Genomic DNA, 21,636 nt, shown 5'->3' with positions numbered 1-21,636 from the left:
TAGTATACCGCTTCCGGGAAACTTAGGCCACCACGGCAAGCCCCTGGGCCTTGGCCTGGTACATGCGGGTGTCGGCGGCGGAGAGGAGGGCATCGGGGACATCCCCGTCCTCGGGGTAGGTGGCCACCCCGATGCTCACCCCCAGGCAGAGCCCCTGGAGGCAGACCCCCTCAATGGCCCGGGCGTAGCGGAAGGCGGCGGCGATGGCTCCTTCCTTGGCCGTGTGGGGGAAGAGGGCGGCGAACTCGTCCCCCCCCCAGCGGAAGAGGCGGTCCCCGTTGCGCCTTTCCCGGGTGAGGGCCTCGGCCACCTTGAGGAGGGCCAGGTCGCCGGCGGCGTGGCCCAGGCGGTCGTTTACCTGTTTGAAGCCCTTGAGGTCCAAGACGGCCAGGGAGAGGGGGTAGCCGTAGCGCTCGGCCCGCTTCAGCTCCTCCAGGAAGGCCCGGTCAAAGGCCCGGCGGTTCCCGAGGCCCGTAAGGGGGTCGGTAAGGGCGGCCTCCTCCAGGAGCTTCCGGGTGCGCCGTTCGTGCAGGAGGGTGGCCAGGGGGGCGGCGAAGAAGCGGGCCGCCTCCAGGGAGTCCGGGCCGAAGGCCCGGGGGTCGTGGAGGTTGTCCAGGTTGAGGTAGGCCAGGACCTCCCCCTTATAGGGGATGGGGAGGCAGAGGTTGGCCTGGATCTCCCAGGCCCGGCCAGCGGTGTCCATGACCTCCTTAGGGGCGGTCTGGTGGCTCACCTCGGGGATGTCCCGCTCCTCCAGGCTCATGATCCGGGGCTCCCCCTCTTTGGCCTGGGCCTCGCCCTTTCCGTACCACAGGAGCATGGCCTCTGGGGTGAAGGTCACGGAGGCCAGGGCCTCCAGGTCGTACCCCAGGGCCGCCTGGTAGCGGTAGACCCCCTCCTCCAGCACCAGAAGGCTTCCCACCTCCGAGCCCGGTACCTGGCGGATGGCTTCCTCCAGGACCCGGGAGTAAAGCCCCTCCAGGGGGTTTTCCAGAAGCTCCAGGAATAGGCGGTTCACCCCCTCGTGCCGCGCCCGCTCGGAAAGGCGCTCCAGACCCAGGCCCAAGGTGCGGCTTATGAGGAGGAGGAGTTCCACCTCCCCTTTGCACCAAAGCCGCTCCGCCCGCTGCCCCACCACCAGGACCCGCCGGCTCCGGGGGGCCTTGGGGGAGGGCACGGGCAAGGCGGCGAAGGTACGCCAGCCCAAGGCCTTGAGGGCCGGCACCACCCGGGCCTCCTCGGCGTAGCGGGCGGTGAAGAGGGGGCTTCCCGTCTCGTAGACCTGCCAGGCCAGGCCCATCCCGTAGGGGAGGCCCTGGCGGAGGACCGCCTTTAGGCTTTCCTCCTCCACGCCAAAGGAGGCCAGGGCCTCCATCCGCGCCCCCCGCACCTCCCAAAGGGCCCCCGACTCCAACCCCAGGGCCTGGACCACCAGGGCCAAGGCCTTGTGCCCGGCCTCCTCGAGGCGGGAAGCGCTTTGCAGGCGCTCGGAAAGTTCCGCCAGGAGCCGGCGGTCCTCCAGGTCGCTCAGGCGGTCCAGTTGCAGGCTGACCGCCTGGGCGAAGCGGATGAGCCCCTCCACCTCCTCAGGGGCGAAGGGGTGGGCCCGTTCCAGGTTGAGGACGGCCACCGGCTCCCCCCGCCGCTTCAGGGGGAGGGCGAGCTCGGCAAGGGCCTGGTGGCCGGGGACTCCCAGGTAGGCGGGTTCCTGGCGCACGTCGGGCACGTGCACGGGTTCCCCTTGGCGGAAGGCCCGGCCCACGAGGCCCCTTTCTGGGATCTCCGAAAGGCCCAAGGGGGGGACGCTGGCCAGGAGGCGGAAGCCCCCCGGGCTTGGCACCCAGACCCCCACGTGCCCCCCTTCCCCCAAGGCGGCCAGGCGCTCGGGGAGGCTTTGCAGGAGGGCCTGGCGGCTTTCCGCCTGGGGAAGGGCCTCCAGGGCCTCGGCCAGGAGCCTTTGCCCCTGGGCCAGGGCCCGGGCGCGGTGCTGGGCCTGGCGCAGGTTCCTTCCCAGGTCGTGGGCCAGGTAGGCGGCGAGGAGGAGGAGGGCTAGGGCTACGGGGCTGAAGCCAGGGAAGGGGAGGAGGAGGAGGGCGCTGAGGGCCGCGGCCACGACTCCCCACCCCAGGCCGTACAGGCTGGCGGTGGTGGCGGTGAAGACCATGAACCAGGGCAGGATATAGGGGTCGGAATAGCCTAAAAGCCCTACCAGAAGCCCCAGGAGTAAGGAGCCCGCGGCGATCAGGGGGTAGGGCAGGACCATGTTTGCGCCATCCTACCCCGGGCACCCGCCCCTTGCCTAGAGCCTTTCGGCCTTGGGGGCCAGGGCCAGGTAGCCCAGGGCCCTTTCCGCCGCCCTTTGCCCCGAGCGCACCACTTCGGGCAGGCCCACCCCTTCCAGGTAGTTCCCGGCCAAAAAGACCCCCGGGGCCTGGAGGAGGGCCATCTCCAGCCCCCTGATCCGCTCCCGGTGGCCCACCCGGTAGGCGGGCATCCCCTCGGGGAAGCGGAAGGCGAAGGTGCGCTCGGGGCGCACCTCCTGGCCCAGGTGGCGGCGGAGGTCCTCCAGGGCCACCCGCACCAGCTCGGCCTCGGAAAGCCGGGCCACCTCCCCGGAGAAGTAGGCCCGCACCAGGCTGAACCCCTCGGGGGCCCTTCCCGGCCACTTCCGGTGGGTCCAGGTGAAGCCCCGCACCCGGTACCCTTCCCCCTTGGCCATGAGGAGGCCGTGCCCCTCCACCGGGAGCTCCTCCCGGAAGGCCAGGCTGGCCGTGGCCGCGGGGATGTGGGGGATCCCCTTGAGGAGGGCGGTGGCCTGGGGGAGGAAGGGCCGGAGGAGGCCCCCGGCCACCGGGGCCGGGGTGGCCAGGATGAGGGCCTCGGCCTCCAGGGTGCCCCTAGGGGTGTGGAGGCGGTAGCGCCCCCCCAGGGGCTCCACCCCCAGGACCGGGGTGGCGAGGAGGGTCTTTTCCGCCACCTGGGCGGCCATCCTGGCGGTGAGGGCGCCCAGGCCCTCGCGGAAGGAGAAGAAGAGGCTGCCCCCCTCGCGGCTTGGGCGGGCCCGCCGCGCGCGCATGGCCCCCAGGAGGAGGCTGCGGTGCTTCTCTTCTAGGGCCAGGAGCTGGGGGAAGGCGGCCCTCATGGAGAGCTCGTCCGGTTCCCCGCCGTAGATCCCCCCCGCCAGGGGGGCGACCAGGGCCTCGTAGACCTCGAGGCCCAGCCGCCTTTCCACAAACGCCCTTAGGCTTTCGTCCTCCTTCCTCCCCCGGGGAAGGAGGAGGTCGTAAAGGGCCCGGAGCTTTCCCCCAAGGGAGAGCAAGGGGGTGCGGACGAGGCCCAGGAAGTCCCCCGGCACCACCTGCAAGAGCCCCTCGGGAAGGGGGTGAGCCCTGCCCCGGCGCAGGATGTAGGCCGCGGGCTTGGCGGGCAGGGTGCCTAGGGGCTCCAGGCCGAAGCGCCCGGCCAGCTCCAGGACCTCCCGCTTGTAGCGCACGCTGGCGTCCGGCCCCCCCTCCACCAAGAACCCGTCCTTGCGGTGGGTGAAGACCTTGCCCCCTAGGCGGGGGGAGGCTTCCAGGAGGAGGAAGTCGGCCCCGGCCTCCTCGAGGGCCAAGGCGGCGGCCAGCCCCGCCCAGCCCCCGCCCACCACGGCTACCTGAGCCACGCTGCCTCCACCAGGTCCTTGAGGACCTGGATGTAGTCCAGATCCGCGTTCAGGCTCCGGGCGCGGAGGAGCCTAAGGCCCACCTCCGCCGCCGTGGCCTGGGCCTCGAGGTCCAGGTCGTAGTAGACCTCCAGGTGGTCGGCGGGGAAGCCCACCGCCTGGACCACCGCTTCCTCGTACCCCTCCTCCCGCAGCCGGCGCAGGAGCTCGTTTATGTCTGGCCCCAGCCAGGGCTCGGGGGTCCGGCCCGCGGACTGGTAGGCCACATGGTGGCGGGGCAGGCCCAGGCGCTTGGCGATGAGTTCCGCGGTCCTCTCCACCTGCCGGGGGTAAGGGTCCCCGCGCTCCACGGCGGCAAGGGGAATGGAGTGGGCGGTGAAGATGTAGGCGGCCCTCTTGGGGTCCCTTAGCCGCCAGATGGCCTCCTCCAGCCGGCGGGCGTAGGCGGCGATCAGGCCGGGATGGGCCTCGTAGCTTTCCACCCAGACGAAGTCTATGGGCTCGGGCAGGGCCTTGAGGGCCGCCTCCACCTTCTCCTGGTACTCGGCCACGCTCCTCAGGGAGTAGTGGGGGGCGGCCACGATGGCCACCGCCCGCCGCACCCCGTCCTCGTGCATGGCGGCCACCGCCTCCCCCAGGGTGGGGTGCCAGTGCTTGGTGCCCACGTAGACCCGGGCCGGCCCCTGGGGGGTGCGGGGGCCGAAGGGGCCCAGGAGGCGCTTGGGGTAGGCGGGGGCCTCGAGGTTCAAAAGGGCCTGGAGCCTTACGGCCTGGGCCAGGGTGATCTCGTTCAGGGGGCTTTTGCCGATGGCGGCGTAGCGCCCTTCCAGCTCCTCCAGGAGTTCCTCCGAAGGGCGCCTTCCCCGGCGGATGTCCGTGTAGTAGGGCTCGATCTCCTCCGGGGTGTAAGGGGTGCCGTAGGCCATCAAGAGGACGTTCATGCCGCTTCCTCCTGCAAAAGTTCTACCACGTACCGCACGTGTTCCACCGGGGTCTTGGGCAGGATCCCGTGGCCCAGGTTGAAGATGTGCCCGGGCCGGCCGGCGTTTTCGTCCAGGATGCGCCGCACCTCCCGGCGGATCACCTCCTTGGGGGCGAAGAGGACCGCAGGGTCCAGGTTGCCCTGCACCGGGGTGGGGCCCAGGACCTCCCGGGCCCAGGGGAGGGGGGTGTGGTGGTCCAGGCCCAGGACATCCCCTCCGGCCTGGCGCATCTCCTGGAGGAGGCCCATGGTGCCCACCCCGAAGTGGATGACGGGAACCCCCAGGGGTTTCAGGGCCTGGAAGAGCCTTTCCATGTGGGGCTTCACGTAGCGGCGGTAGTCGGCAGGGCTTAGGGCCCCCACCCAGGAGTCAAAGACCTGGAGGAGGTCGGCCCCCGCCTCCGCCTGGGCCCGGAGGTAGGCGGCCATGGCCTGGGTGAGCTTATCCATCAGGCGGTGCCACAGGGCCTCCTCCCGGTACATGAAGGCCTTCACCTCCAGGAAGTGGCGGCTTGGGCCCCCTTCCACCAGGTAGCTGGCCAGGGTGAAGGGGGCCCCGGCGAAGCCGATGAGGGGCACCTGGAGTTCGGCCTTGAGGAGGCGGATGCTTTCCATCACGTAGGGCACCCCTTCCTCCGGCACCAAGGGCCTCAGGGCCTCCACCCCCTTCTGGTCCCGGATGGGGGTGTGGATCACCGGCCCCTTCCCCTCCACCAGGGAAACCTCCACCCCCATGCCGGGCAGGGGGGTGGTGATGTCGGCGAAGAGGATGGCGGCGTCCACCCCCAGTTGGCGCACGGGCAGCAGGGTGACCTGGGTGCAGACCTCGGGGTTTTCCACGATCTCGGGCAGGGTGTAGCGCCTGCGGATCTCCTGGTACTCCTTCTGGTAGCGCCCCGCCTGGCGCATGAACCAGACGGGGGGGCGGGGGGTGGCCTCTCCCCGGGCCGCCTTGAGGATGAGGTCGTTCACGCCCCCCATGCTAGCATGGGGCATGCGCGCCTTTTTCCTTGCCCTCGCCCTGGCCCTAAGCCTGCCCGCCTTGGCCCAGGAGGACCCCGTGGTGGCCCAGGTGGGCCCGGAGGCCCTCACCAAGGCCCAGTTTGAGCTGCGCTTTGGCCTTTTTGCCCGGAGCGCCCTGCGCCAGCTGGGCCTGCCCGACACCCAGGAAACCCGGGAGTTCCTGGAGTCCTACCGTGCCCCTTACCTCCAGGCCCTGGCGGAGGAGCGGGCCCTGCTCCTGGCGGCCAAGGCCAAGGGCTTCTGGCCCAAGGAGGGGGCGGTGGAGGCCCGGGTGCTGGCCCTGCAGGAGGCCTTCCCCAGCGCGGAGGCCCTGGAAGGGGCCCTGAAAAGCGCCGGGGTGCCGGACCTCGCCACCTACCGCGCCCTTTTGGCCGAGGCCCTGGCCCTGGAGGCCCTGGAGGCCCACTACCGCCAAAAGCTTGCGGTTTCCCCGGCGGCCCTGAGGGCCCTGTGGCTCCTTTCCCCGGAGTACCGCCACCCCACCCTCTACTGCGCCCGCCACATCCTCCTTCCCACCCTCGAGGCCGCCAAGGAAGCCCTCTCCCGCCTGCAGGCGGGGGAGGCCTTCGCCCAGGTGGCCCAGGCCCTTTCCCAGGACCCGGGTTCCAAGGACCAGGGCGGAAGCCTGGGCTGCGAGCCCCAGGGCACCTACATCCCCCCCTTTGAAAAGGCCCTTTTGGCCCTTAGGCCCGGGGAGGTTTCCGGCCCAGTGGCCACCGAGTTCGGCTTCCACCTCATCCTCCTGGAGGGGGTGAGGCCCCCGGGCCGCAAGCCCCTGGAGGAGGTGCAGGAAGCCCTGGAGGCTCAGGTCAAGGACAAGGCCTGGGAGAAGCTGGCCCAGGCCCTGATGCGCCCCTACCCCATCCGGCTCTTCCCCGAACGCCTCTAGGGGCAAAGGATTAAGGCCTCGTCCCCCCGGGGAGAGGGGGCCAGGAGGAGGGCCTCTCCGGGGGCATAGAGGCCGCTTCGCCCCTCAAAGGTAAGGCCCAGGAGGCTCCCGTTCAGCATGGGGTTGAGGAGGAAGCGCAGGTTTTCCCTCCCCAAAAGCCTCTCCCTGGCCGAGGCCAGCCAGACCTCCCCCTCCTGGCGGCTGGGGTCGGGGGGCCAGGGGCGGTCCCAGGGGGCGGGGTTGGCCGAGGGCTGGAGGAGGACCTCGGCCCCCAGGGCGTCCAGGCGGGAGAGGTGCTTTTCGTGAAAGCCGTCCAGGCAGATCAGGATGCCCACCCGGCCGGCCTGGGTTTCCACCAGGTGGGGGCCGAAAGCCCCCCGCTTGAGCCACCGCTCCGGGGGGGTGAGTTCCATCTTGGGCACCTGGGCCAGGAGGCGGCCTTGCGGGTTATAGAAAAGGGCCAGGTTTTGGAAGAAGGGGCTCCGGGAAAACCTTCCCCGGGCAAGCTCCTCCTCGTAGGGCGGGGCAAGGAGGGTGCCGGCGAGGAGGTAGGTGCCCAGGGCCCGGGCGGCCTCGGCCATCACCTCCCGGAAGACCCCGTAGGCCCTCCGGGCCCGCCGCCAGGGAAGGAGGGGGTCCTTGAGGAGGTCCAGGGGGCGGACCTCCCCCTCCAGATGGAGGAGGAGGGGGAGGCCGAAGAGTTCGGGGAAGGCGGCCAGCCTGGGGGCTGGCGTCCCCTCCAGGGGGGCGAGCAGGGAAAACACCCGCTCCCGGAAGGCTTCCCGGGAGCGGTAGGCCTCGAGCCTCACCTGGGCTTGGACGACCAAGAGGGTGCGGAAGGGCACCCTCAGAGTTTACCCGGAAAGGCTCTGGGCCACGATCAAGACCCCCATGAGGACCAGAAAGAGGGCAAAGCCCCGCTTGAGGCCCTCCTGGGGAAGGCGCACCGCCAGCCGCCCGCCCAGGAGGCTCCCCAAGGTGCCCACCAGGATGAAAAGGCCGGCCACGGCGTAGTTTACGGAAAGCCCATACGCGGGGAGGAGGTGGAGGTACTTGTAAAAGCCGGCGAAGGACTTGAGGGCGATGATGACGAGGCTGGTGCCCACCGCCAGGTGCATGGGCAACCCCCCCAGGAGGACCAGGGCGGGGACGATGAGGAACCCCCCGCCCACCCCCACGAAACCGGTAAGGGCCCCCACGGCCAGGCCATCCAGGAGGATCTTCCAGGCCTTGCGCTCCCCTTTAGGGGCCCCTAGGGGAGCGGGCCGGGCCATGAAGTAGGCGGCGAGGAGCATGACCAGGGCGAAGACCAGAAGCTGTACCTCCCCGGAGACGAAACGGGAAAGCCAGGCCCCCAGGTAGGTCCCCGCCATCCCCGGCAGGCCGAAAAAGAGCACGTTCCGCCCGTCCACCAGGCCCCTAAGGGCATAGGGGAGGGCCCCCAGGAGGGCGATCCCCCCCACGATGAGGAGGCTTTCCGCGATGGCCTGCTTGGGGGCCTCCCCCAGGAGGTAGACCAGGACGGGCACGGTGAGGATGGACCCCCCTGAGCCCAGAAGGCCCAGGGAAAGCCCGATGAGGAGAGCGCCGAAAAGGGCTAGGGTCATCGCTCCACGGGAAGCCCGGCGCCCATCCAGGCGTAGGTGCCGCCTTCCAGGTTGTAGACCCTATCCCCGGGGAAGCCCTGCTGGACCAGGAAGTCCGCCGCCACCCCGCTCCGGTTCCCCGAGTTGCAGACGAGGAGGATGGGCCGGTCCTGGGGGAGCTCGGCAAGCCGCTGGGGCAGGGTGGAAAGGGGGATGTTCACCGCCCCCGGGACGTGGCCCTCCCCGTACTCCCAGGGCTCGCGCACATCCACCACGAAGGCCTCCCCTAGGAGCCCCTTGGCCTCGAGGGGCCCCACCTCCCGGTAGGGGGTGGCCCCGTAACCCACCTCCACGGGGGTGGTGTCCACGGGAAGCCCCGCCCGGTACCAGCGGACAATTCCCCCGTCCAGGTTGTAGACGTTCGTGTACCCCTGGGCGGTAAGCCAGGCCGCGGCCTGCCAGGAGCGGTTTCCCGTGCGGCAGTAGAGAACCACGGGCCTATCCTTGGGGATCTCCCCGTGGCGGGCCATGAACTCGGAAAGGGGCAGAAGCCCCGCCCCAGGGATGCGGGCCTGGGCGTACTCCTCCACCTCGCGCACGTCCAGGAAGGTCACCCCCTGGTCGTAAAGCCGCTTGGCCTCCTCGGGCGTCAGGTCCTTCACTTGGGTTTCGTACATGGATGCCTCCTTTAGGGGAGCCTGGCCCTAGGCGCCCACTAGCTCCTCCCCCTTGGCCACGGGGAAGCCCTCTTGCTGCCAGGCCCGGATTCCCCCGGTGAGGTTCAGGGCGTTTTGGAAGCCGTGGGCCAAAAGGGCGGAGATGGCGGTGCTGGAGCGGTCGCCGCCCACGCAGTGGACGATCAGGGGCTTGGCCTTGGGTAGCTTGTCCAGGTGGGCCAGAACCCGCCCTGCGTGGAGGTTCAGGGCCCCGGGGATGTGCCCGGCCAGGTACTCGTCCCGGCCCCGCACGTCCAAGACCACCGCCTCGCCCCGCTCCCACAGGGCCTTGGCCTCCTTGGCCGTGATCTGGGGCACGGTTTCCAGCTCCCCGTCGGCGTAGCCCTGGAGGCTCGGGATATACCCCACCACCTCGTCCAGCCCGATGCGGATCAGGGCCCGGGTCAGGGCTTCCACCTCCGAGGGGTGGGCCAGGAGGACCAGGGGCCGGTCATAGGGCAAAAGCCAGCCCGCCCAGGTGGCGAAGTTCTTCCCCGCGGGGATGTTGATGGCCCCCTTGAGATGGCCCCCGGCGAAGGCGAACTTGTCCCGGGTGTCCACCAGGATGGCCCCTTCGCGCAGGTAGCGCTCAAACTGGGCCTTGGTGAGCCGGCCCGGGTGGGGGATGCCGCCCAGGATGGGCATCCCATCCCGGTTCATGCGCTTCATCTCCTTGAAGTAGGTGGGGGCCTCGGGCTGGCCCTGGAGAAGGGCCCTCACGAAACCTTCCTCATCCTCCCGCTCCAGGTACTCGGCCCACCAGGCGTGGCGCCGCTCGTAGCCCACGGTGGTGGCGGGAAGGGCCCCTAGGGCCTTGCCGCAGGCGCTTCCTGCCCCGTGCCCGGGCCAGACCTGCACGTGGTCGGGGAGGGTGAGGAACTTCTCCTTGAGGCTTTGGAACATCCGCCTGGCCCCCGGCTCCGCCGTGCCCTTGATGCCGGCGGCCTCCTCCAGGAGGTCCGGGCGGCCCACATCCCCCACGAAGACGAAGTCCCCGGTGAGGAAGAGGAGGGGCTCCTCCGTCACCGCCCCGTCGGCCACCAGGAAGGAGAGGTGCTCGGGGGTGTGGCCCGGGGTGTGCACCGCCCTCACCCGGATGTTCCCCACCCGGAACTCGTCCCCGTCCTTGAGGAGGACGTGGTTAAAGCCCTCCAGCCCCCGGTACTTCCAGTTCTCATCCCCCTCGTCAGAGAGGTACAGGGTGGCCCCGGTGGCCCGGGCCAGCTCCCGGGCCCCGGAGAGGTAGTCGGCGTGGATGTGGGTTTCGGCGATGGCGGTGATGCGCAGGCCCAGGGACTCGGCCAGCTCCAAATAGGTGTCCACGTCCCGCTTGGGGTCCACCACCAAGGCCTCCCCGGTGGCGGCGCAACCCAGAAGGTAGCTCATCTGGGCCAGGCCTTCTTCGTAGATCTGTCGGAAGATCATGGCTTCACCTCCAGGATGGGACCTTTGTCCCCACGGGGTCAATATACCCCATGGGGGTAGGGGTGTCAACGGGCCGTTCCATAGTGAGTCCCTTCTCTATCTGTCCGAAACCTCCTCTGCTATAGTAGGGAAAGGATGTACCCCTACGGGGGTATCCGGGAGGAAAACATGGCGCTTTTGGGACCTAAGGAGCAGGAAATCGTGCGGGAACGGCTCTCTAGCCTGGTGCGGGACGTGGAGATGGTCCTCTTCACCGACACCTCCACCCTCATCGCCCCGGGCAAGGAACCCTGCCTCTACTGCAAGGAAACCAAGCAGCTCCTGGAGGAGCTGGCGGCCCTTTCGGACAAGCTCCACCTGGTGGTCTACGACCTGGCCACCCCCCAGGGCCAGGAGAAGGCCAAGGCCTACCGGGTGGAGGCGGCCCCCACCCTGATCCTGCGGGAGAAGGGCTCGGAGGCCCTGAACCTGCGCTACCGGGGCATCCCCGCCGGCTACGAGTTCGCCAGCCTCCTGGAGGACCTGGAGATGCTGGGCCGGGACGGCCACGGCCTCCCCGAGAACGTGGTGCAGGAGCTGAATAGCCTCCCCGAGGAGGTGGTGCTCCAGGTCTTCGTCACCCCCACCTGCCCCTACTGCCCGCAGGCGGTGCGCACCGCCCACCGCATGGCCTACGCCTCCCCCAAGGTCTTTGGGGAGATGGTGGAGGCCAACGAGTTCCCCGAGCTCTCCAACCGCTACCACATCCACGGGGTGCCCGATACCATCGTCAACCACGGCAAGGAGCGGGTCCTGGGGGCCCAGCCCCTTTCCGCCTTCCTCCAGGCCATCCGCAAGGCCGTGGGGGTGCAGGCCTAGCCATGACCCGCCGCGCCCTCCTCGCCCTTCTCCCCCTCCTCCTCTTCGCCTGCGGGCCCAAGGGGAGCTACCAGGACGTGACCCCCCAGGCCCTCTACGGGGCCCTGGGGTCGGAGGCGGTGGTGGTGGACGTGCGCACCCCTGCGGAGTTTGCCCAAGGACACGTCCCGGGGGCCATCAACCTCCCGGTGGAGGCCATCGCCCAGTGGGCTGACCAGTTGCCCAAGGACAAGCCCGTTTACCTCTACTGCCGTAGCGGCAACCGCAGCCGCCAGGCGGCGGAGTATCTGAAGAAGAAGGGCTACACCAACCTCTACCACGTGGAAGGCGGGGTATTGGCCATAGAGCGGGCGGGCTTCTCCCTGGTCCGCTGATGGAGGCCTTGGAGCTGGGTCCTTTCGTCCTTCCCTGGGTCAGGGTCCAGGTGGCCCTGGCCCTTTTGGCCCTGGTGGGGGTGGCCGAGGTCTTGGCCCGGAGGGTGGACCGGAGGCTTTCCCCCTGGGCCCATGGCGCGGTGGGGGTGGGCCTTCTGGGGGCGCGGCTGGGGTTTGTCTTGGAGAACCTGGGGGTGTTTGCCAAGGACCCCCTTTCCGTCCTCTACGTCTGGCAAGGGGGGTTTGACCCGGTCTGGGGTATCCTAACGGCAGGAGGGTACACGCTGATGGTACTGCCCAAGCGGCTTTGGCGCTACGCCGGGGTGGCGGCCCTGGCGGCTGGGCTCTTGGCGGGGGTTCTTTTCACCCGGGGCGGGGCGGCCCAGGAGACGAGGCTTCCCGACCTCACCCTGGCCTCCTTGGGGGGTACGCCGGTGCGCCTATGGGACTTCCAGGGCAAGCCCCTGGTCCTCAACACCTGGGCCACCTGGTGCCCCCCGTGCCGCCGCGAACTGCCCATGATGGTGCGGGTGAGCCAGGAAAACCCCGAGGTGCGCTTTGCCTTTGTGAGCCAGGGGGAGGGTCCGGCGGTGGTGCGGGGCTTCCTGGAGGCCGAGCGGCTGGCCCCGGAGTGGGTCCTCCTGGACCCGGAGGGCCGGCTTTCCGAGGCCTTGGGGGTCCAGGGCCTGCCCACCACCTACTTCTTTGACCGAGAGGGGCGGCTGGTGGCCCGGCACCTGGGGGAGCTTTCCGAGGCCCTTCTCCTCGGGTACCTGCGGGCCTTGCGTTAGGTTCCGGCGGAAAGCCGGACCTCTTTCCCCCCCACCACGGTTTCCAGGTGCACGGGGCGGCCCCAGAGGCGGTGCAGGTTCTCCAGCACCGCCTTGGTCTTTTTCAGGTCCAGGGGCACCCCCTCGTAGGCGTGGCGCAGGAGGAGTTCCCCCCGGTTGGCGTAGTTGGCGTCCAGGAGCTCCACCACCGGATAACCCCCGTTGGTGAGGCGGAAGAGGAGGGCCTGCTTGGCCTCAACGAACCGGGGGAGGTCTTCAGGAGGGATCAGGCGCTGGCGTAGGGCGAACTCCGGGGTCAAAAACTCGTCCAAGAAGGCCAGATCCGTGTAGATGGTGCGCACCTGGAAGAGCTTTTTCCGCCCCTCCCCCGTGGGCCGGGCGTAGCGGAGGCGCTCCCCCAGGGGCAAGGCCTCGTACTCGAGGCCGAAGCGCCCCAGGTCCCAGCGCTCCTCCACCTCCTTGAGGAGGAGGTACCCCAGGCGGTAGGGGTTGAAGCCCTGGGGGGCCAGGAGGCCGGCCTGCATCTCCGCGAACTCCAGGGCCTCCTCCGGGTCCAGGAGGGGGAGGAGGAGCCGGGTGTGCCAGTAGGTGGCCCAGCCCTCGTTCAGGACCTTGGTGGCGGCCTGGGGCGTGTAGTAGAGGCTTTCCTCCCGCACGATCTCCAGGATGCCCTTCTGCCAGGGGGCCAGGGGGGCGTGCTGGGCCAAAAAGCCCAGGATGTCCCGGGTGGGCCTGGGGGGGAGGGGCTTGGGGCTTGCCCCTTCCTCGGCCTCCTTGGGGGGCTCGGGGGCTGGGTTCACGTAGGGGTCCAGGTAGGGGCGCACCCGCAGGCGTGCGGGGGAGGGCTCGTCTTCCTCGGCCCCCGGCCTTTGGATGTAGAGGGCGTGGGGGTCCACCAGGTTCTCCAGGGAGAGGGCCATGTCCAGAAACTCCTCCACGCTCCGGGCCCCATGCCGCTCCATGGCCCTTTCCACGAAGGCGGCGTGGTGGGCCATCTCGTCCAGCATGTCCTTGGGCACGGGCTTGAAGGCCAGGTTGTGGTGGAAAAAGTCGGCGTGGGCGTAGACGTGGGCCATGACCACCTTCTGGGCCAGGAGGGTGTTGCCCCTGAGGAGGTAGGCGTGGACGGGCTCCGTGTTCACCACCAGCTCGTAGATCCGCGAGAGGCCGTAGCGGTAGGTTTCCCGGTAGCGCAGGTACTCGCTTCCCCAGCGCCAATGGGGGTAGCGGCGGGGGAAGCCCCCGTAGGCGGCCAGCATGGCCATCTCCTCGGGGCCCACCTCCTCAAAGAGCACCGGGGGGAAGGAAAGCCCCTCCTCCAGGGCTCTTTCCCGAAGCTTCTCGGCCCAGTAGCGGAGTTCCTGGCGCACGGCTAGCCTCCTAGAAGCCGCCTCAGGGCCAGGGGCAGGTCCTCCCGGCCCCGCACCTCCAAGGCGGCGAACCCCTCCCGTCCTTCCAGGGCCTCCCGCACTTCCTCCAGGAAGCGCCCCTGGCCGTAGGGCCCCTGCACCTGGGCGTAGCCGTACAGGGCCAGGGTGGGGAGGAGGCGCTTGAGGGCCTCGAGGGCCAAGGGGGTGTCCCCCTGCCAGTTCTCCCCGTCGGAGAAGTGGTAGAGGTAGCGGTTGTAAAAGGCCTCGGGGTAGGCCTTGAGGATCTCCTCGGCCAGGAGGAGGGCGCTGGAAAGCCGGGTACCCCCGCCCTCCCGGGCGCGGAAGAACTCCTCCTCGGAAACCTCCCAGGCCTCGGCGTCGTGCAGGAGGTAGCGCCTCTCCAGGCGAGGGAAGTGGCGCCGCACCCAGAGGGTGATCCAGAAGGAAAGGGTCTTCACCAGCCTCAGCTCCTCCTCCCGCATGCTGCCGGAAACGTCCAAGGCGAAGAGGATCACCGCCTGGGCGTGGGGCCGGGGGCGGCTTTTGGGGGCCTTGTAGCGCAGGTCCTCGGGCTCGGGGAAAAGCCTGGGGTCCTCCGGGCGGTAGCTCCCGCTGGCCAGGGCCCGGCGGAGGCTTGCCTTGAGGGTGCGGCGCACGTGGCGCAGGCCCCTTGGCCCTTTACGGGCGATGGTGGTGTAGCGCCAGGCCTCCTCCGTCACCTCCCCTTCCCCCTTGGGCTTCAACCGGGGAAGCCGCAGGGCCTCCCCCATGAGGTCTAAGAACTCCTCCAGCTCCAGCTCGGCCACGGGCACGTGCCCCCCGGGCCCCAGGCCCTCCGAGCCTGCCCCTTCCAGGCCCAACCCCTCCTCCAGGGGCTCCCCGTGGACGATCTTGGGGAGCTCCAGCTGGGGCAGGGGGATGGAGACCAGCCGCCCCTCCACCTGGCCGAAGAGCTCCTCCCGGGTGAGGAACTCCCGGGCCCGCTTTTTCACCTCGCCCCGGACGATCTCCTTGAAGCGGAGAAGGTCGCGCTCAATGGGCCTCATCGCTCGCTCCGGGCGAACAAGGAGGCGGCGAACTCCAAGACCCCGGCGGCGCAGTGCTCGCAGTAGCCATAGTCCCGGATGAGCCGGGCCTTGACCACGTCGATCTTGGCCTGGGTCTCCGGGTCCACCACCCCCGAGACCAGGGCGGAAAGGCGGATGGTGTCCTTCTGGTCCTCAAAGAGCTTGAGCTCCAGGGCCCGGCGCAGGCGGTCGTTGTCCTTGTAGGTGAAAGGCCGTCCCTCCAGGGCCAAGGCCCCGATGTAGTTCATGATCTCGCGACGGAAATCGTCCTTGCGGGACTCGGGGATCTCGATCCGCTCCTCCACCGAGCGCATGAGGCGCTCGTTGGGGGGCTCGGGGCTGCCGGTGTAGGGGTTTTTCACCTTCTCCCCCAGGACGTAGGCCTTCACGTGGTCCAGGTAGTTGTGGAAGAGGCGGTTGAGGGCCTCCTCGTCGGCGGCGATGGCCCGCTGCACCTCGTTCTTCACGATCTCGGCGTACTCGGCCTTAACCTCCTGCAGCAGGGCCTTGTAGCGTTCCTTGGTCTTCTCGTCGGAGATGAGGGAGTGGTGCTTGAGCCCCTCTTCCAGCTCGTTCATCACCATGAAGGGGTTGATGCAGGGCTCCTCGGAGGTGACCAGGACGTTGGAGATCTTGTCCTGGATGTACCGGGGGCTGATCCCCTCCAGGCCCTCCCGCTTGGCCTCGGCCATGAGCTCCCGCACCGCCTCTTCCGTCCAGCCGGGAAGGAGGCGGCCATCGTAGAGCTTCAGCTTCTGCATCAGGGTAAGCCCGGCCCGCTTGGGGGGTTCCAGGCGGGTGAGGACGGCCCAGGTGGCGGCCATCTCCAGGGTGTGGGGGGCGATGTGCTTGGCCCTCACCTTGGCGAAGTCCCGCTGGTAGATCCTGACCTCGTCGGAGACCCGGAGGATGTAGGGGATATCGATCTTGATGGTGCGGTCCCGCAGGGCCTCCATGTACTCGTTGGCCTGGAGCTTGCGGTACTCGGGCTCGTTGGTGTGGCCCAGGATGATCTCGTCAATGTCCGTCTGGGCGAACTTCTTGGACTTGATCTTGTGCTCTTGGCTGGCGGTGAGGAGGTCGTAGAGGAAGGCCACGTCCAGCTTCAGGATCTCAATGAACTCCACCAGGCCCCGGTTGGCGATGTTCAGCTCCCCGTCAAAGTTGAAGGCCCGGGGGTCGGAGTCGGAGCCGTAGATGGCCACCTTGCGGTAGTTGATGTCCCCGGTGAGCTCGGTGGCGTCCTGGTTCTTCTCGTCCTTGGGCTGGAAGGTGCCGATGCCCACCCGGTCCTTTTCCGAAAGCACCAGGCGCTTGACCACCACCTCCTCTTCCAAGACCCGGGCCAGGTCCCCCCCGTGGCGGGCCAGGGCCTCCCGCATCTGGAAGCGGCAGACGGGGCAGAGGTCCCCTTCCACCTCGAGGGGGTAGGGGTAGCGGGGGTGGAGCCTGGCCAACTCCTCCAGGAACTCCTTACGGAACGCCGGGGGCAGGAGGAGGAGGGGCTCCTCGTGCATGGGGCAGGGGAGGGGGCCCTCGGGGGTCTTCCAGTAAAAGGTGAAAAGCTTCCCTTCCTCGGTGCGGCTGTAGGCCTCCAGGCCCTTCTTGAGGAGCCGGGCGATGGTGCTTTTGGCCGAGCCCACGGGGCCGTGGAGGAGGAGGATGCGCCGCTCGGGGCCCAGGCGGTGGGCGGCGGCCTTCAGGGTGGCCACCAGGCGCATGAGGGGCTTGTCCAGGCCGAAGATGGCGTCCTTACCCTCCTCAAAGGGGTCGTCAAAGAAGCGGTAGTGGAGGAGCTTCTCCTTGAAAAGGGTGCGCTCCTCCACCCCCTGGGCCAGGATCATGTCGTGGACCCGCTGGAAGCTGGTTCTGAGGGGCCTGGGGTCCTCCTTGAGGAGGCGGAGGTAGTCGGCGAAGGAACCCTCCCAGCTGAGGGCCCGGTAGGCCTCGAGGTCCTGGCGGCGCCGGATGCGTTCCAGCTCGTTCATGCACGCCCTCCTTCATACCGGCTAGGAGCGGGTTCCGATAGCTTAAACCCCATTGTAGCAGGTTCTGGGGGGAGAATGTGCCGCAAGCCCTAGGCGAAGGCGTGCCCATCCCCCATAATGGAAAAAGCTTTCAACCCCGCCAAAGCTGGTAAAAGCCCCGGGCGTTGTGGGCCACGTGGGCCAGGATACCGGGTAAAAGGCTTCCCGTGAGGAGGTAGGCTCCCCCCAGGAGGAGGCCCGCCAGGCCGGTGTACAAGGGGTAGGCGAAGGCCCGCCTGGGGGCGGGGTGGAGGAGGGCGAAGAGGAGGGCCTGGAGGAAAAGCCCTCCAAGCCCCAACCAGCCCACCAGAAGGCTTTGCAGCAGCCCGCGGAAGAAGACCTCCTCCGCCACCCCGGAGAGGAGGGCCAGGAGAAGGAGGCCTTCGGGGCCGGTGCCCGCTTCCCGCAAGGCCCTTCCCAGGGCCTGGTGGAGCCTTTCGGCCTCCTGGAAGGAGGCGGGGAAGAGGTGGCGGAAGAGGACCTCGAGGCCTCCCAGGAGGAGCAAAAGCCCCAGGCCCACCAGGGGGTCGCGCACGGGGTGGGCCTCTCCCCCCAAGGGCAGGCCCAGGAGGAGCATCCCCCCGGCGCCCAGGAGGAGGAGCCCCCCTTGGAGCCCGAGGAGGAAGCCTAGGGGCCTGGGCACAGGGCCCTATCCCTCGCCCAGGGAAAAGCCCTGGTTCAGGAGGCGCTTGGGGTAGGCGCGGAAGCCCAGGAGGGTTTCCGTGCGCTCCACCCCCTCCAGGCCCAGGATCCCCTGGGTGACGGCCTCGTCCAGCTCCTCCAGGTCTTTCAGGCGCAGCAGGGCCACCAGGTCAAAGGGCCCCGTCACCGAGTAGACCTCGGCCACCTGGGGTAGCTCGGCCATGGCCTCGCCCAAGGCGGCGATGCGGTCCCCCCGGGCGCGGATGAGGACGAAGGCGGTGATCACCCCTCCATCATACGTCTAGGAGGGCCTTGGGCCGGAAACCCAAGGCGTCGGCGGCCACCAGGTGCAGGGGGATGCCCTGGTAGCTTGGGGGGAGGCGCTCGGGGTCGGCCCCGTGCAGGTGGCCGTAGACGATGGCCTCGGGCTTGGCTTCCGCCGCCACCTCCAAAAGGGGCGTGGCCTCCCCGCCCGGGCCGAAGGGGGGGAAGTGGAAGGCCACGATCAGGTGGCGGTAGGGCTTGCCCTCCAGGTCCTTGAGGGAGAGCCTTAGCCGCTCCACCTCCCGGGCAAAGACCTTGGCGTCCTCCGGGGTAGGGGGCGGGTACTGCCAGCCCCGGGTGCCGGCCACCGCCACCCCGGAGAAGACCAGGGCGTCGTTTTGCAGGGCGTACATCCCTGGCGGCAACACCGCCCGCAGGCGGCTGATGGAGGGCCACCAGTAGTCGTGGTTGCCCTTGAGGAGGACCTTGGTCCCCGGCAGGGCCGCCAGGTCCAAGAGGTCGGGGAGGGCCTCGGAAAGGCGCATGGCCCAGGAGATATCCCCGGGCACGATCACCAGGTCCTCCGGCCCCACCACCTCCCGCCAGCCGCGGAAAAAGGCCTCGGGATGCCCATGCCAGGCGGGTCCAAACACGGTCATGGGCTTGGGGTGGACGCGGGAAAGGTGGGGGTCGGCGATGGCGAAGACCCGCATGGGCCTTAGCGTACCCTAAAGGGGTGGACAGGGAGGCTTTGGCCTATGCCCTTAGGCTCCTCTCCCGGAGGGCCTTGAGCCGGGCGCGCCTTAGGGAGAAGCTCCTGGCCCGCTTCCCCGAGTCCGAGGCCGAAGGGGTTCTGAAGAGGCTGGAGGAACTGGGCTATTTGGACGACCGGGCCCTGGCGGAAACCCTGGTGGCCCTGAGGCCCAAGTACGGCCCGGCCAAGCTCCGCCACCTCCTCCGGGCCCGGGGGGTGCCGGAGGAGGTGGCCGAGGAGGTCTTGGCCGCCTACGGGGAGGAGGAGGTGCTCCAGGCGGCCCTTAGGGCCCTTCGCCGCTACCCCCGCCGCCAGGACCAGGCCAAGGCGGTGCGCTTTCTCTTGGGGCGGGGCTTTCCCCTGGGGGTGGCCCTCGAGGCCTTCCGGCTTGCCAAGGAGGAGGAAAGCGGGTAAAAAGAGCCCATGCCCGAGGTGCGCGCGGAACGCTTCATCCCAGCTTCCCCCAAGAAGGTGTACGCCCTGGCCAAGGACCTGGAGGGGCTCAAGCCCTACCTGAAGGAGGTGGAGAGCCTGAAGGTCCTGGCCCAGGAGGGCAACCGTACCCGGAGCGAATGGGTGGCGGTGGCCATGGGCAAGAAGGTCCGCTGGCTGGAGGAGGAGGAGTGGGACGACCAGAACCTGAAAAACCGCTTCTTCTCCCCCGAGGGGGATTTTGACCGTTACGAGGGTACCTGGGTCTTCCTGCCCGAAGGGGAGGGAACCCGGGTGGTCCTCACCCTCACCTACGAGCTCACCATCCCCATCTTTGGCGGGCTTCTGCAGAAGCTGGTGCAGAAGCTGATGCAGGAAAACGTGGAAAGCCTCCTCAAGGGGCTGGAGGAGCGGGTTCAGGCCGCCTAGTTGCGCTGGGCTTCCTTTTGCCCTAGCATGGGCCTGAAGCCGCCCATGTTCCCTCAAGACGGGGTGGCCTAAAGCTTTCGGGAGGTCAAAGTGGAAACGTTGCGCGTCTCTTCCAAGTCCCGCCCCAACTCCGTGGCCGGTGCCATCGCCGCGCTTTTGCGCACCAAGGGGGAGGTAGAGGTGCAGGCCATCGGGCCCCAGGCGGTCAACCAGGCGGTGAAGGCCATCGCCATCGCCCGCGGCTACATCGCCCCCGACAACCTGGACCTGGTGGTCAAGCCCGCCTTTGTGAAGCTGGACCTGGAGAACGAGGAGCGAACCGCCCTCAAGTTCAGCATCAAGGCTCATCCCCTGGAGTCTTGAAGGCGAAGAACCCCAGGGCCTTGGCCCTGGCCCTTCTCCTGGAGGTGGACCGGGGGGGCAGGGCCCAGCTCCTTTTGGACCGGGCCTTGGACCGGCTGGACTGGCCGGAGCGGGACAAGGCCTACACCACCCACCTGGTCTACGGGGCCTTGCGGCGCCTGCGGCTTCTGGACTTCCTCCTGGAGCCCTGGATGGAGCGACCCCAGGATCTACCCCCAGGGGTGCGCTGGATCCTCCGCCTGGGAGCCTTGGAGTGGCTTCTCGGCAAGCCGGACCACGCCCGGGTAAGCCCCTGGGTGGAAGAGGCCAAGGGGGTGGCCCCCCGCTTGGCCGGCCTGGTGAACGCCGTCCTGCGCCGCCTGCAGCCCCGGGAGGCCCCGGAGTGCGTGGGCCTTTCCCTGCCCGAATGGCTTTGCCAGGCCTGGCGGGGTTTTTACGGCGGCCTGGACTTCGCCCAAGGCTTCAACGAGCCTGCCCCCCTATTCCTCACCGCCTACCGGCCCGTGGCCGGCCTGAAGCCGGGACCCCTTCCCGACAGTTACCTTTGGGAAGGGCCCAAGACGGATTTTTCCGCCCAAGGCCTGCAGCCGCAAAACCCCGCCTCCCTCTTGGCCGCGCAGCTCCTTGACCCTAGGCCTGGGGAAAAGGTCCTGGACCTTTGCGGCGGGGCGGGCCTCAAGGCCTTTTACCTGGCGGCCAAGGGGGCTGAGGTGGTCTCCTACGACCTGAACCCCAAGCGGCAGGAGGCCGGGCGGAAGACGGCGGCCAGGCTGGGCCTCCGGGTGGCCTACCGTACCCAGGACCTCACCCTTCCCCTGCCGCAAAAGGCCCCAAAGGTCCTCCTGGATGCCCCCTGCACCGGTACCGGGACCTTCCGTACCCATCCGGAGCTGCGCTACCGCCTTGCCCCTGGGGACCCCGCCCGCATGGCCGAGCTCCAACTCAGGCTCCTGGAGACGGCGGCCCAGGCCACCGAGGAAGGGGGAAGGCTGGTCTATGCCGTCTGCAGCCTCACCGAGGAGGAGGGCGAAGGGGTGGCCCGGGCTTTTTTGGCCCGGCACCCCCATTTCCGCCCCGAACCCGTTCCCTGCCCGTTGCCGGTGCTCAAGGAGGGGGTTGGGGTCTACGTGGCCCCCCAGGGCGGTTTGGACGGGTTTTATTACCTCTGCCTGCGCAGGGTAAACTCTGGTGTATGAAGCTGGTGTTCCTGGGCCTGGGCAAGATGGGCCGCAGCATCCTCAAGGGGGCCTTGGGCCGGGGGTTTTTACGACCGGAGGAGGTGGGGGTGGTGGGGCGCACCCCGGAGCGCACCCGGGAGCTGGCCCAGGCCTTCGGCATCCGCCCTTTGGCCTGGAAGGACCTGCCCGAGGCGGAGCGCATCCTCCTGGCCGTCCAGCCCCGGGACTTCCCCCATCTGGCCCCAGACGCGGCTTTCCCCGGGGTGGGGTACATCTCCATCATGGCGGGGGTGTCCACCGCGGTCTTGGCCCGCCGGCTGGATAACCGCCGGGTGGTGCGGGCCATGCCCAACGTGGCCGCGGCCATCGGGGAAAGCTCCACCGCCCTCACCGCCCTTAGGGAGGCGCGGCAAGCAGGGGATTTGGAGTTCGCCCGGGCCCTTTTTGCCACCGTGGGGGATGTGTACGAGATTCCCGAGCACCTTTTTGATCCCTTTACCGCCATGTCCGCCTCTGCCCCCGCCTACCTGGCGGTGGTGGCCGAGGCCCTGGCGGACGCCGGGGTGAAGATGGGAATGCCCCGGGCCTTGGCCCTGCGCCTGGCGGCCGAGGCCCTGGCGGCCACGGGGGAGCTCCTCAAGGACCGGCACCCTGGGCAGCTCAAGGACGAGGTGGCCAGCCCCGGGGGGACCACCATCCACGGCCTCCACGCCCTCGAGGCCCGCGCCCTCCGCGCCGCCTTCTACGAGGCGGTGGAGGCGGCCACCCGGCGGGGGCACGAGCTGGGGGAGGTGGAGTAGCC

Annotated in this window: 23 protein-coding genes; 9 read left to right on the top strand and 14 right to left on the bottom strand. The window is 69.1% G+C overall.

From position 1 onward, the window contains the following. Nucleotides 1-22: 22 nt before the first annotated feature. Genes TCCBUS3UF1_RS07760 through hemE form a run of 4 tightly spaced genes read right to left on the bottom strand, consistent with a single transcriptional unit; the run spans nt 23 to nt 5,627 of the window. Nucleotides 23-2,263 carry a diguanylate cyclase gene (locus TCCBUS3UF1_RS07760; protein ID WP_014515964.1) on the bottom strand — a complete coding sequence of 747 codons (2,241 nt, stop codon included), beginning with the start codon at nt 2,261-2,263 and terminating at the stop codon, nt 23-25. Between the two features lie 36 nt (nt 2,264-2,299). Beyond that, nucleotides 2,300-3,664 carry a protoporphyrinogen oxidase gene (hemG, locus tag TCCBUS3UF1_RS07755; RefSeq protein ID WP_014515963.1) on the bottom strand — a complete coding sequence of 455 codons (1,365 nt, stop codon included), beginning with the start codon at nt 3,662-3,664 and terminating at the stop codon, nt 2,300-2,302. Further along, nucleotides 3,652-4,605, bottom strand: coding sequence for a ferrochelatase (gene hemH, locus TCCBUS3UF1_RS07750; RefSeq protein ID WP_014515962.1), 954 nt, complete (start codon nt 4,603-4,605; stop codon nt 3,652-3,654). The genes hemG and hemH overlap by 13 nt, the downstream gene beginning before the upstream one ends. Next, on the bottom strand, nt 4,602-5,627 hold the full coding sequence (gene hemE, locus TCCBUS3UF1_RS07745) for a uroporphyrinogen decarboxylase (RefSeq protein ID WP_041434006.1): 1,026 nt from the start codon (nt 5,625-5,627) through the stop codon (nt 4,602-4,604). The genes hemH and hemE overlap by 4 nt, the downstream gene beginning before the upstream one ends. Nucleotides 5,628-5,640: 13 nt before the next feature. On the opposite strand from hemE, the gene TCCBUS3UF1_RS07740 reads away from it, so the two are divergent. Next, the gene (locus tag TCCBUS3UF1_RS07740) at nt 5,641-6,558 is read left to right on the top strand and encodes a peptidylprolyl isomerase (protein ID WP_014515960.1); all 918 of its coding nucleotides are present in this window, start codon (nt 5,641-5,643) and stop codon (nt 6,556-6,558) included. On the opposite strand, the gene TCCBUS3UF1_RS07735 is transcribed toward TCCBUS3UF1_RS07740, so the two are convergent. Genes TCCBUS3UF1_RS07735 through TCCBUS3UF1_RS07720 form a run of 4 tightly spaced genes read right to left on the bottom strand, consistent with a single transcriptional unit; the run spans nt 6,555 to nt 10,285 of the window. Further along, on the bottom strand, nt 6,555-7,403 hold the full coding sequence (locus TCCBUS3UF1_RS07735) for a nitrilase-related carbon-nitrogen hydrolase (protein WP_014515959.1): 849 nt from the start codon (nt 7,401-7,403) through the stop codon (nt 6,555-6,557). The two genes, TCCBUS3UF1_RS07740 and TCCBUS3UF1_RS07735, sit on opposite strands and share 4 nt — an antisense overlap. A gap of 9 nt (nt 7,404-7,412) precedes the next feature. Continuing rightward, the gene (locus tag TCCBUS3UF1_RS07730; RefSeq protein ID WP_014515958.1) at nt 7,413-8,165 is read right to left on the bottom strand and encodes a sulfite exporter TauE/SafE family protein; all 753 of its coding nucleotides are present in this window, start codon (nt 8,163-8,165) and stop codon (nt 7,413-7,415) included. Continuing rightward, on the bottom strand, nt 8,162-8,821 hold the full coding sequence (locus tag TCCBUS3UF1_RS07725; protein ID WP_014515957.1) for a rhodanese-like domain-containing protein: 660 nt from the start codon (nt 8,819-8,821) through the stop codon (nt 8,162-8,164). Before TCCBUS3UF1_RS07725 ends, TCCBUS3UF1_RS07730 begins: the two co-directional genes overlap by 4 nt. 27 nt (nt 8,822-8,848) lie before the next feature. After that, nucleotides 8,849-10,285: a rhodanese-like domain-containing protein gene (locus TCCBUS3UF1_RS07720; RefSeq protein WP_014515956.1), complete on the bottom strand. Its 1,437-nt coding sequence runs from the start codon at nt 10,283-10,285 to the stop codon at nt 8,849-8,851. A gap of 168 nt (nt 10,286-10,453) precedes the next feature. Here TCCBUS3UF1_RS07720 and TCCBUS3UF1_RS07715 point away from each other — a divergent pair, with 168 nt between their 5' ends. The 3 genes from TCCBUS3UF1_RS07715 to TCCBUS3UF1_RS07705 are packed head-to-tail and all read left to right on the top strand — an operon-like array spanning nt 10,454 to nt 12,308. Further along, the gene (locus TCCBUS3UF1_RS07715) at nt 10,454-11,143 is read left to right on the top strand and encodes a thioredoxin family protein (RefSeq protein ID WP_081477246.1); all 690 of its coding nucleotides are present in this window, start codon (nt 10,454-10,456) and stop codon (nt 11,141-11,143) included. Nucleotides 11,144-11,145: 2 nt separating this feature from the next. After that, on the top strand, nt 11,146-11,517 hold the full coding sequence (locus tag TCCBUS3UF1_RS07710) for a rhodanese-like domain-containing protein (protein ID WP_014515954.1): 372 nt from the start codon (nt 11,146-11,148) through the stop codon (nt 11,515-11,517). Further along, nucleotides 11,517-12,308, top strand: coding sequence for a TlpA disulfide reductase family protein (locus tag TCCBUS3UF1_RS07705; protein WP_014515953.1), 792 nt, complete (start codon nt 11,517-11,519; stop codon nt 12,306-12,308). Before TCCBUS3UF1_RS07710 ends, TCCBUS3UF1_RS07705 begins: the two co-directional genes overlap by 1 nt. Here the strand turns inward: TCCBUS3UF1_RS07705 and TCCBUS3UF1_RS07700 are convergent. The 6 genes from TCCBUS3UF1_RS07700 to TCCBUS3UF1_RS07675 all read right to left on the bottom strand — a co-directional run bounded on the left by TCCBUS3UF1_RS07700 (nt 12,305) and on the right by TCCBUS3UF1_RS07675 (nt 18,391). Then, nucleotides 12,305-13,678 (bottom strand): SpoVR family protein, encoded by a 1,374-nt coding sequence (locus TCCBUS3UF1_RS07700; protein WP_014515952.1) that lies wholly within the window; start codon nt 13,676-13,678, stop codon nt 12,305-12,307. The two genes, TCCBUS3UF1_RS07705 and TCCBUS3UF1_RS07700, sit on opposite strands and share 4 nt — an antisense overlap. A gap of 2 nt (nt 13,679-13,680) precedes the next feature. Beyond that, a complete protein-coding gene (locus tag TCCBUS3UF1_RS07695) occupies nt 13,681-14,724 on the bottom strand; it encodes a DUF444 family protein (protein ID WP_014515951.1) in 1,044 nt (347 codons plus the stop codon). Then, nucleotides 14,721-16,733, bottom strand: a complete 2,013-nt coding sequence (locus TCCBUS3UF1_RS07690; RefSeq protein WP_014515950.1) for a PrkA family serine protein kinase — start codon at nt 16,731-16,733, stop codon at nt 14,721-14,723. The genes TCCBUS3UF1_RS07695 and TCCBUS3UF1_RS07690 overlap by 4 nt, the downstream gene beginning before the upstream one ends. Nucleotides 16,734-16,863: 130 nt before the next feature. Then, nucleotides 16,864-17,415 (bottom strand): type II CAAX prenyl endopeptidase Rce1 family protein, encoded by a 552-nt coding sequence (locus TCCBUS3UF1_RS07685; RefSeq protein WP_014515949.1) that lies wholly within the window; start codon nt 17,413-17,415, stop codon nt 16,864-16,866. 6 nt (nt 17,416-17,421) lie between these two features. Beyond that, nucleotides 17,422-17,700 carry an Lrp/AsnC family transcriptional regulator gene (locus TCCBUS3UF1_RS07680; RefSeq protein ID WP_014515948.1) on the bottom strand — a complete coding sequence of 93 codons (279 nt, stop codon included), beginning with the start codon at nt 17,698-17,700 and terminating at the stop codon, nt 17,422-17,424. Between the two features lie 7 nt (nt 17,701-17,707). Further along, nucleotides 17,708-18,391 carry a metallophosphoesterase gene (locus TCCBUS3UF1_RS07675; RefSeq protein WP_014515947.1) on the bottom strand — a complete coding sequence of 228 codons (684 nt, stop codon included), beginning with the start codon at nt 18,389-18,391 and terminating at the stop codon, nt 17,708-17,710. 23 nt (nt 18,392-18,414) lie between these two features. Here TCCBUS3UF1_RS07675 and TCCBUS3UF1_RS07670 point away from each other — a divergent pair, with 23 nt between their 5' ends. The 5 genes from TCCBUS3UF1_RS07670 to proC all read left to right on the top strand — a co-directional run bounded on the left by TCCBUS3UF1_RS07670 (nt 18,415) and on the right by proC (nt 21,634). Then, nucleotides 18,415-18,846, top strand: a complete 432-nt coding sequence (locus TCCBUS3UF1_RS07670) for a regulatory protein RecX (RefSeq protein ID WP_014515946.1) — start codon at nt 18,415-18,417, stop codon at nt 18,844-18,846. A 9-nt stretch (nt 18,847-18,855) separates the two neighbouring features. Further along, nucleotides 18,856-19,293, top strand: coding sequence for a type II toxin-antitoxin system RatA family toxin (locus tag TCCBUS3UF1_RS07665; protein WP_014515945.1), 438 nt, complete (start codon nt 18,856-18,858; stop codon nt 19,291-19,293). A 90-nt stretch (nt 19,294-19,383) separates the two neighbouring features. Continuing rightward, nucleotides 19,384-19,656 (top strand): stage V sporulation protein S, encoded by a 273-nt coding sequence (locus TCCBUS3UF1_RS07660; RefSeq protein ID WP_014515944.1) that lies wholly within the window; start codon nt 19,384-19,386, stop codon nt 19,654-19,656. Beyond that, nucleotides 19,653-20,852, top strand: a complete 1,200-nt coding sequence (locus TCCBUS3UF1_RS07655; RefSeq protein WP_014515943.1) for an RsmB/NOP family class I SAM-dependent RNA methyltransferase — start codon at nt 19,653-19,655, stop codon at nt 20,850-20,852. The genes TCCBUS3UF1_RS07660 and TCCBUS3UF1_RS07655 overlap by 4 nt, the downstream gene beginning before the upstream one ends. Further along, nucleotides 20,849-21,634, top strand: coding sequence for a pyrroline-5-carboxylate reductase (gene proC / locus TCCBUS3UF1_RS07650; RefSeq protein ID WP_041433829.1), 786 nt, complete (start codon nt 20,849-20,851; stop codon nt 21,632-21,634). The genes TCCBUS3UF1_RS07655 and proC overlap by 4 nt, the downstream gene beginning before the upstream one ends. Nucleotides 21,635-21,636 lie beyond the last annotated feature (2 nt).

The organism is Thermus sp. CCB_US3_UF1, assembly GCF_000236585.1.
In the GTDB taxonomy this organism is placed as follows: Bacteria; Deinococcota; Deinococci; order Deinococcales; family Thermaceae; genus Thermus.
The sequence above is the reverse complement of the archived record's forward strand: the minus strand, read 5'-3'. Positions and strand labels throughout refer to the sequence as shown.

Excerpts from the sequence above, each read along its gene's own strand:
- TCCBUS3UF1_RS07760 (WP_014515964.1), bottom strand. The coding sequence starts at position 2,263 with ATGGTCCTGCCCTACCCCCTGATCGCCGCGGGCTCCTTACTCCTGGGG.
- hemH (WP_014515962.1), bottom strand. The coding sequence starts at position 4,605 with ATGAACGTCCTCTTGATGGCCTACGGCACCCCTTACACCCCGGAGGAG.
- hemE (WP_041434006.1), bottom strand. The coding sequence starts at position 5,627 with ATGGGGGGCGTGAACGACCTCATCCTCAAGGCGGCCCGGGGAGAGGCC.
- TCCBUS3UF1_RS07740 (WP_014515960.1), top strand. The coding sequence starts at position 5,641 with ATGCGCGCCTTTTTCCTTGCCCTCGCCCTGGCCCTAAGCCTGCCCGCC.
- TCCBUS3UF1_RS07730 (WP_014515958.1), bottom strand. The coding sequence starts at position 8,165 with ATGACCCTAGCCCTTTTCGGCGCTCTCCTCATCGGGCTTTCCCTGGGC.
- TCCBUS3UF1_RS07725 (WP_014515957.1), bottom strand. The coding sequence starts at position 8,821 with ATGTACGAAACCCAAGTGAAGGACCTGACGCCCGAGGAGGCCAAGCGG.
- TCCBUS3UF1_RS07720 (WP_014515956.1), bottom strand. The coding sequence starts at position 10,285 with ATGATCTTCCGACAGATCTACGAAGAAGGCCTGGCCCAGATGAGCTAC.
- TCCBUS3UF1_RS07715 (WP_081477246.1), top strand. The coding sequence starts at position 10,454 with ATGGCGCTTTTGGGACCTAAGGAGCAGGAAATCGTGCGGGAACGGCTC.
- TCCBUS3UF1_RS07710 (WP_014515954.1), top strand. The coding sequence starts at position 11,146 with ATGACCCGCCGCGCCCTCCTCGCCCTTCTCCCCCTCCTCCTCTTCGCC.
- TCCBUS3UF1_RS07705 (WP_014515953.1), top strand. The coding sequence starts at position 11,517 with ATGGAGGCCTTGGAGCTGGGTCCTTTCGTCCTTCCCTGGGTCAGGGTC.
- TCCBUS3UF1_RS07695 (WP_014515951.1), bottom strand. The coding sequence starts at position 14,724 with ATGAGGCCCATTGAGCGCGACCTTCTCCGCTTCAAGGAGATCGTCCGG.
- TCCBUS3UF1_RS07690 (WP_014515950.1), bottom strand. The coding sequence starts at position 16,733 with ATGAACGAGCTGGAACGCATCCGGCGCCGCCAGGACCTCGAGGCCTAC.
- TCCBUS3UF1_RS07675 (WP_014515947.1), bottom strand. The coding sequence starts at position 18,391 with ATGCGGGTCTTCGCCATCGCCGACCCCCACCTTTCCCGCGTCCACCCC.
- TCCBUS3UF1_RS07665 (WP_014515945.1), top strand. The coding sequence starts at position 18,856 with ATGCCCGAGGTGCGCGCGGAACGCTTCATCCCAGCTTCCCCCAAGAAG.
- proC (WP_041433829.1), top strand. The coding sequence starts at position 20,849 with ATGAAGCTGGTGTTCCTGGGCCTGGGCAAGATGGGCCGCAGCATCCTC.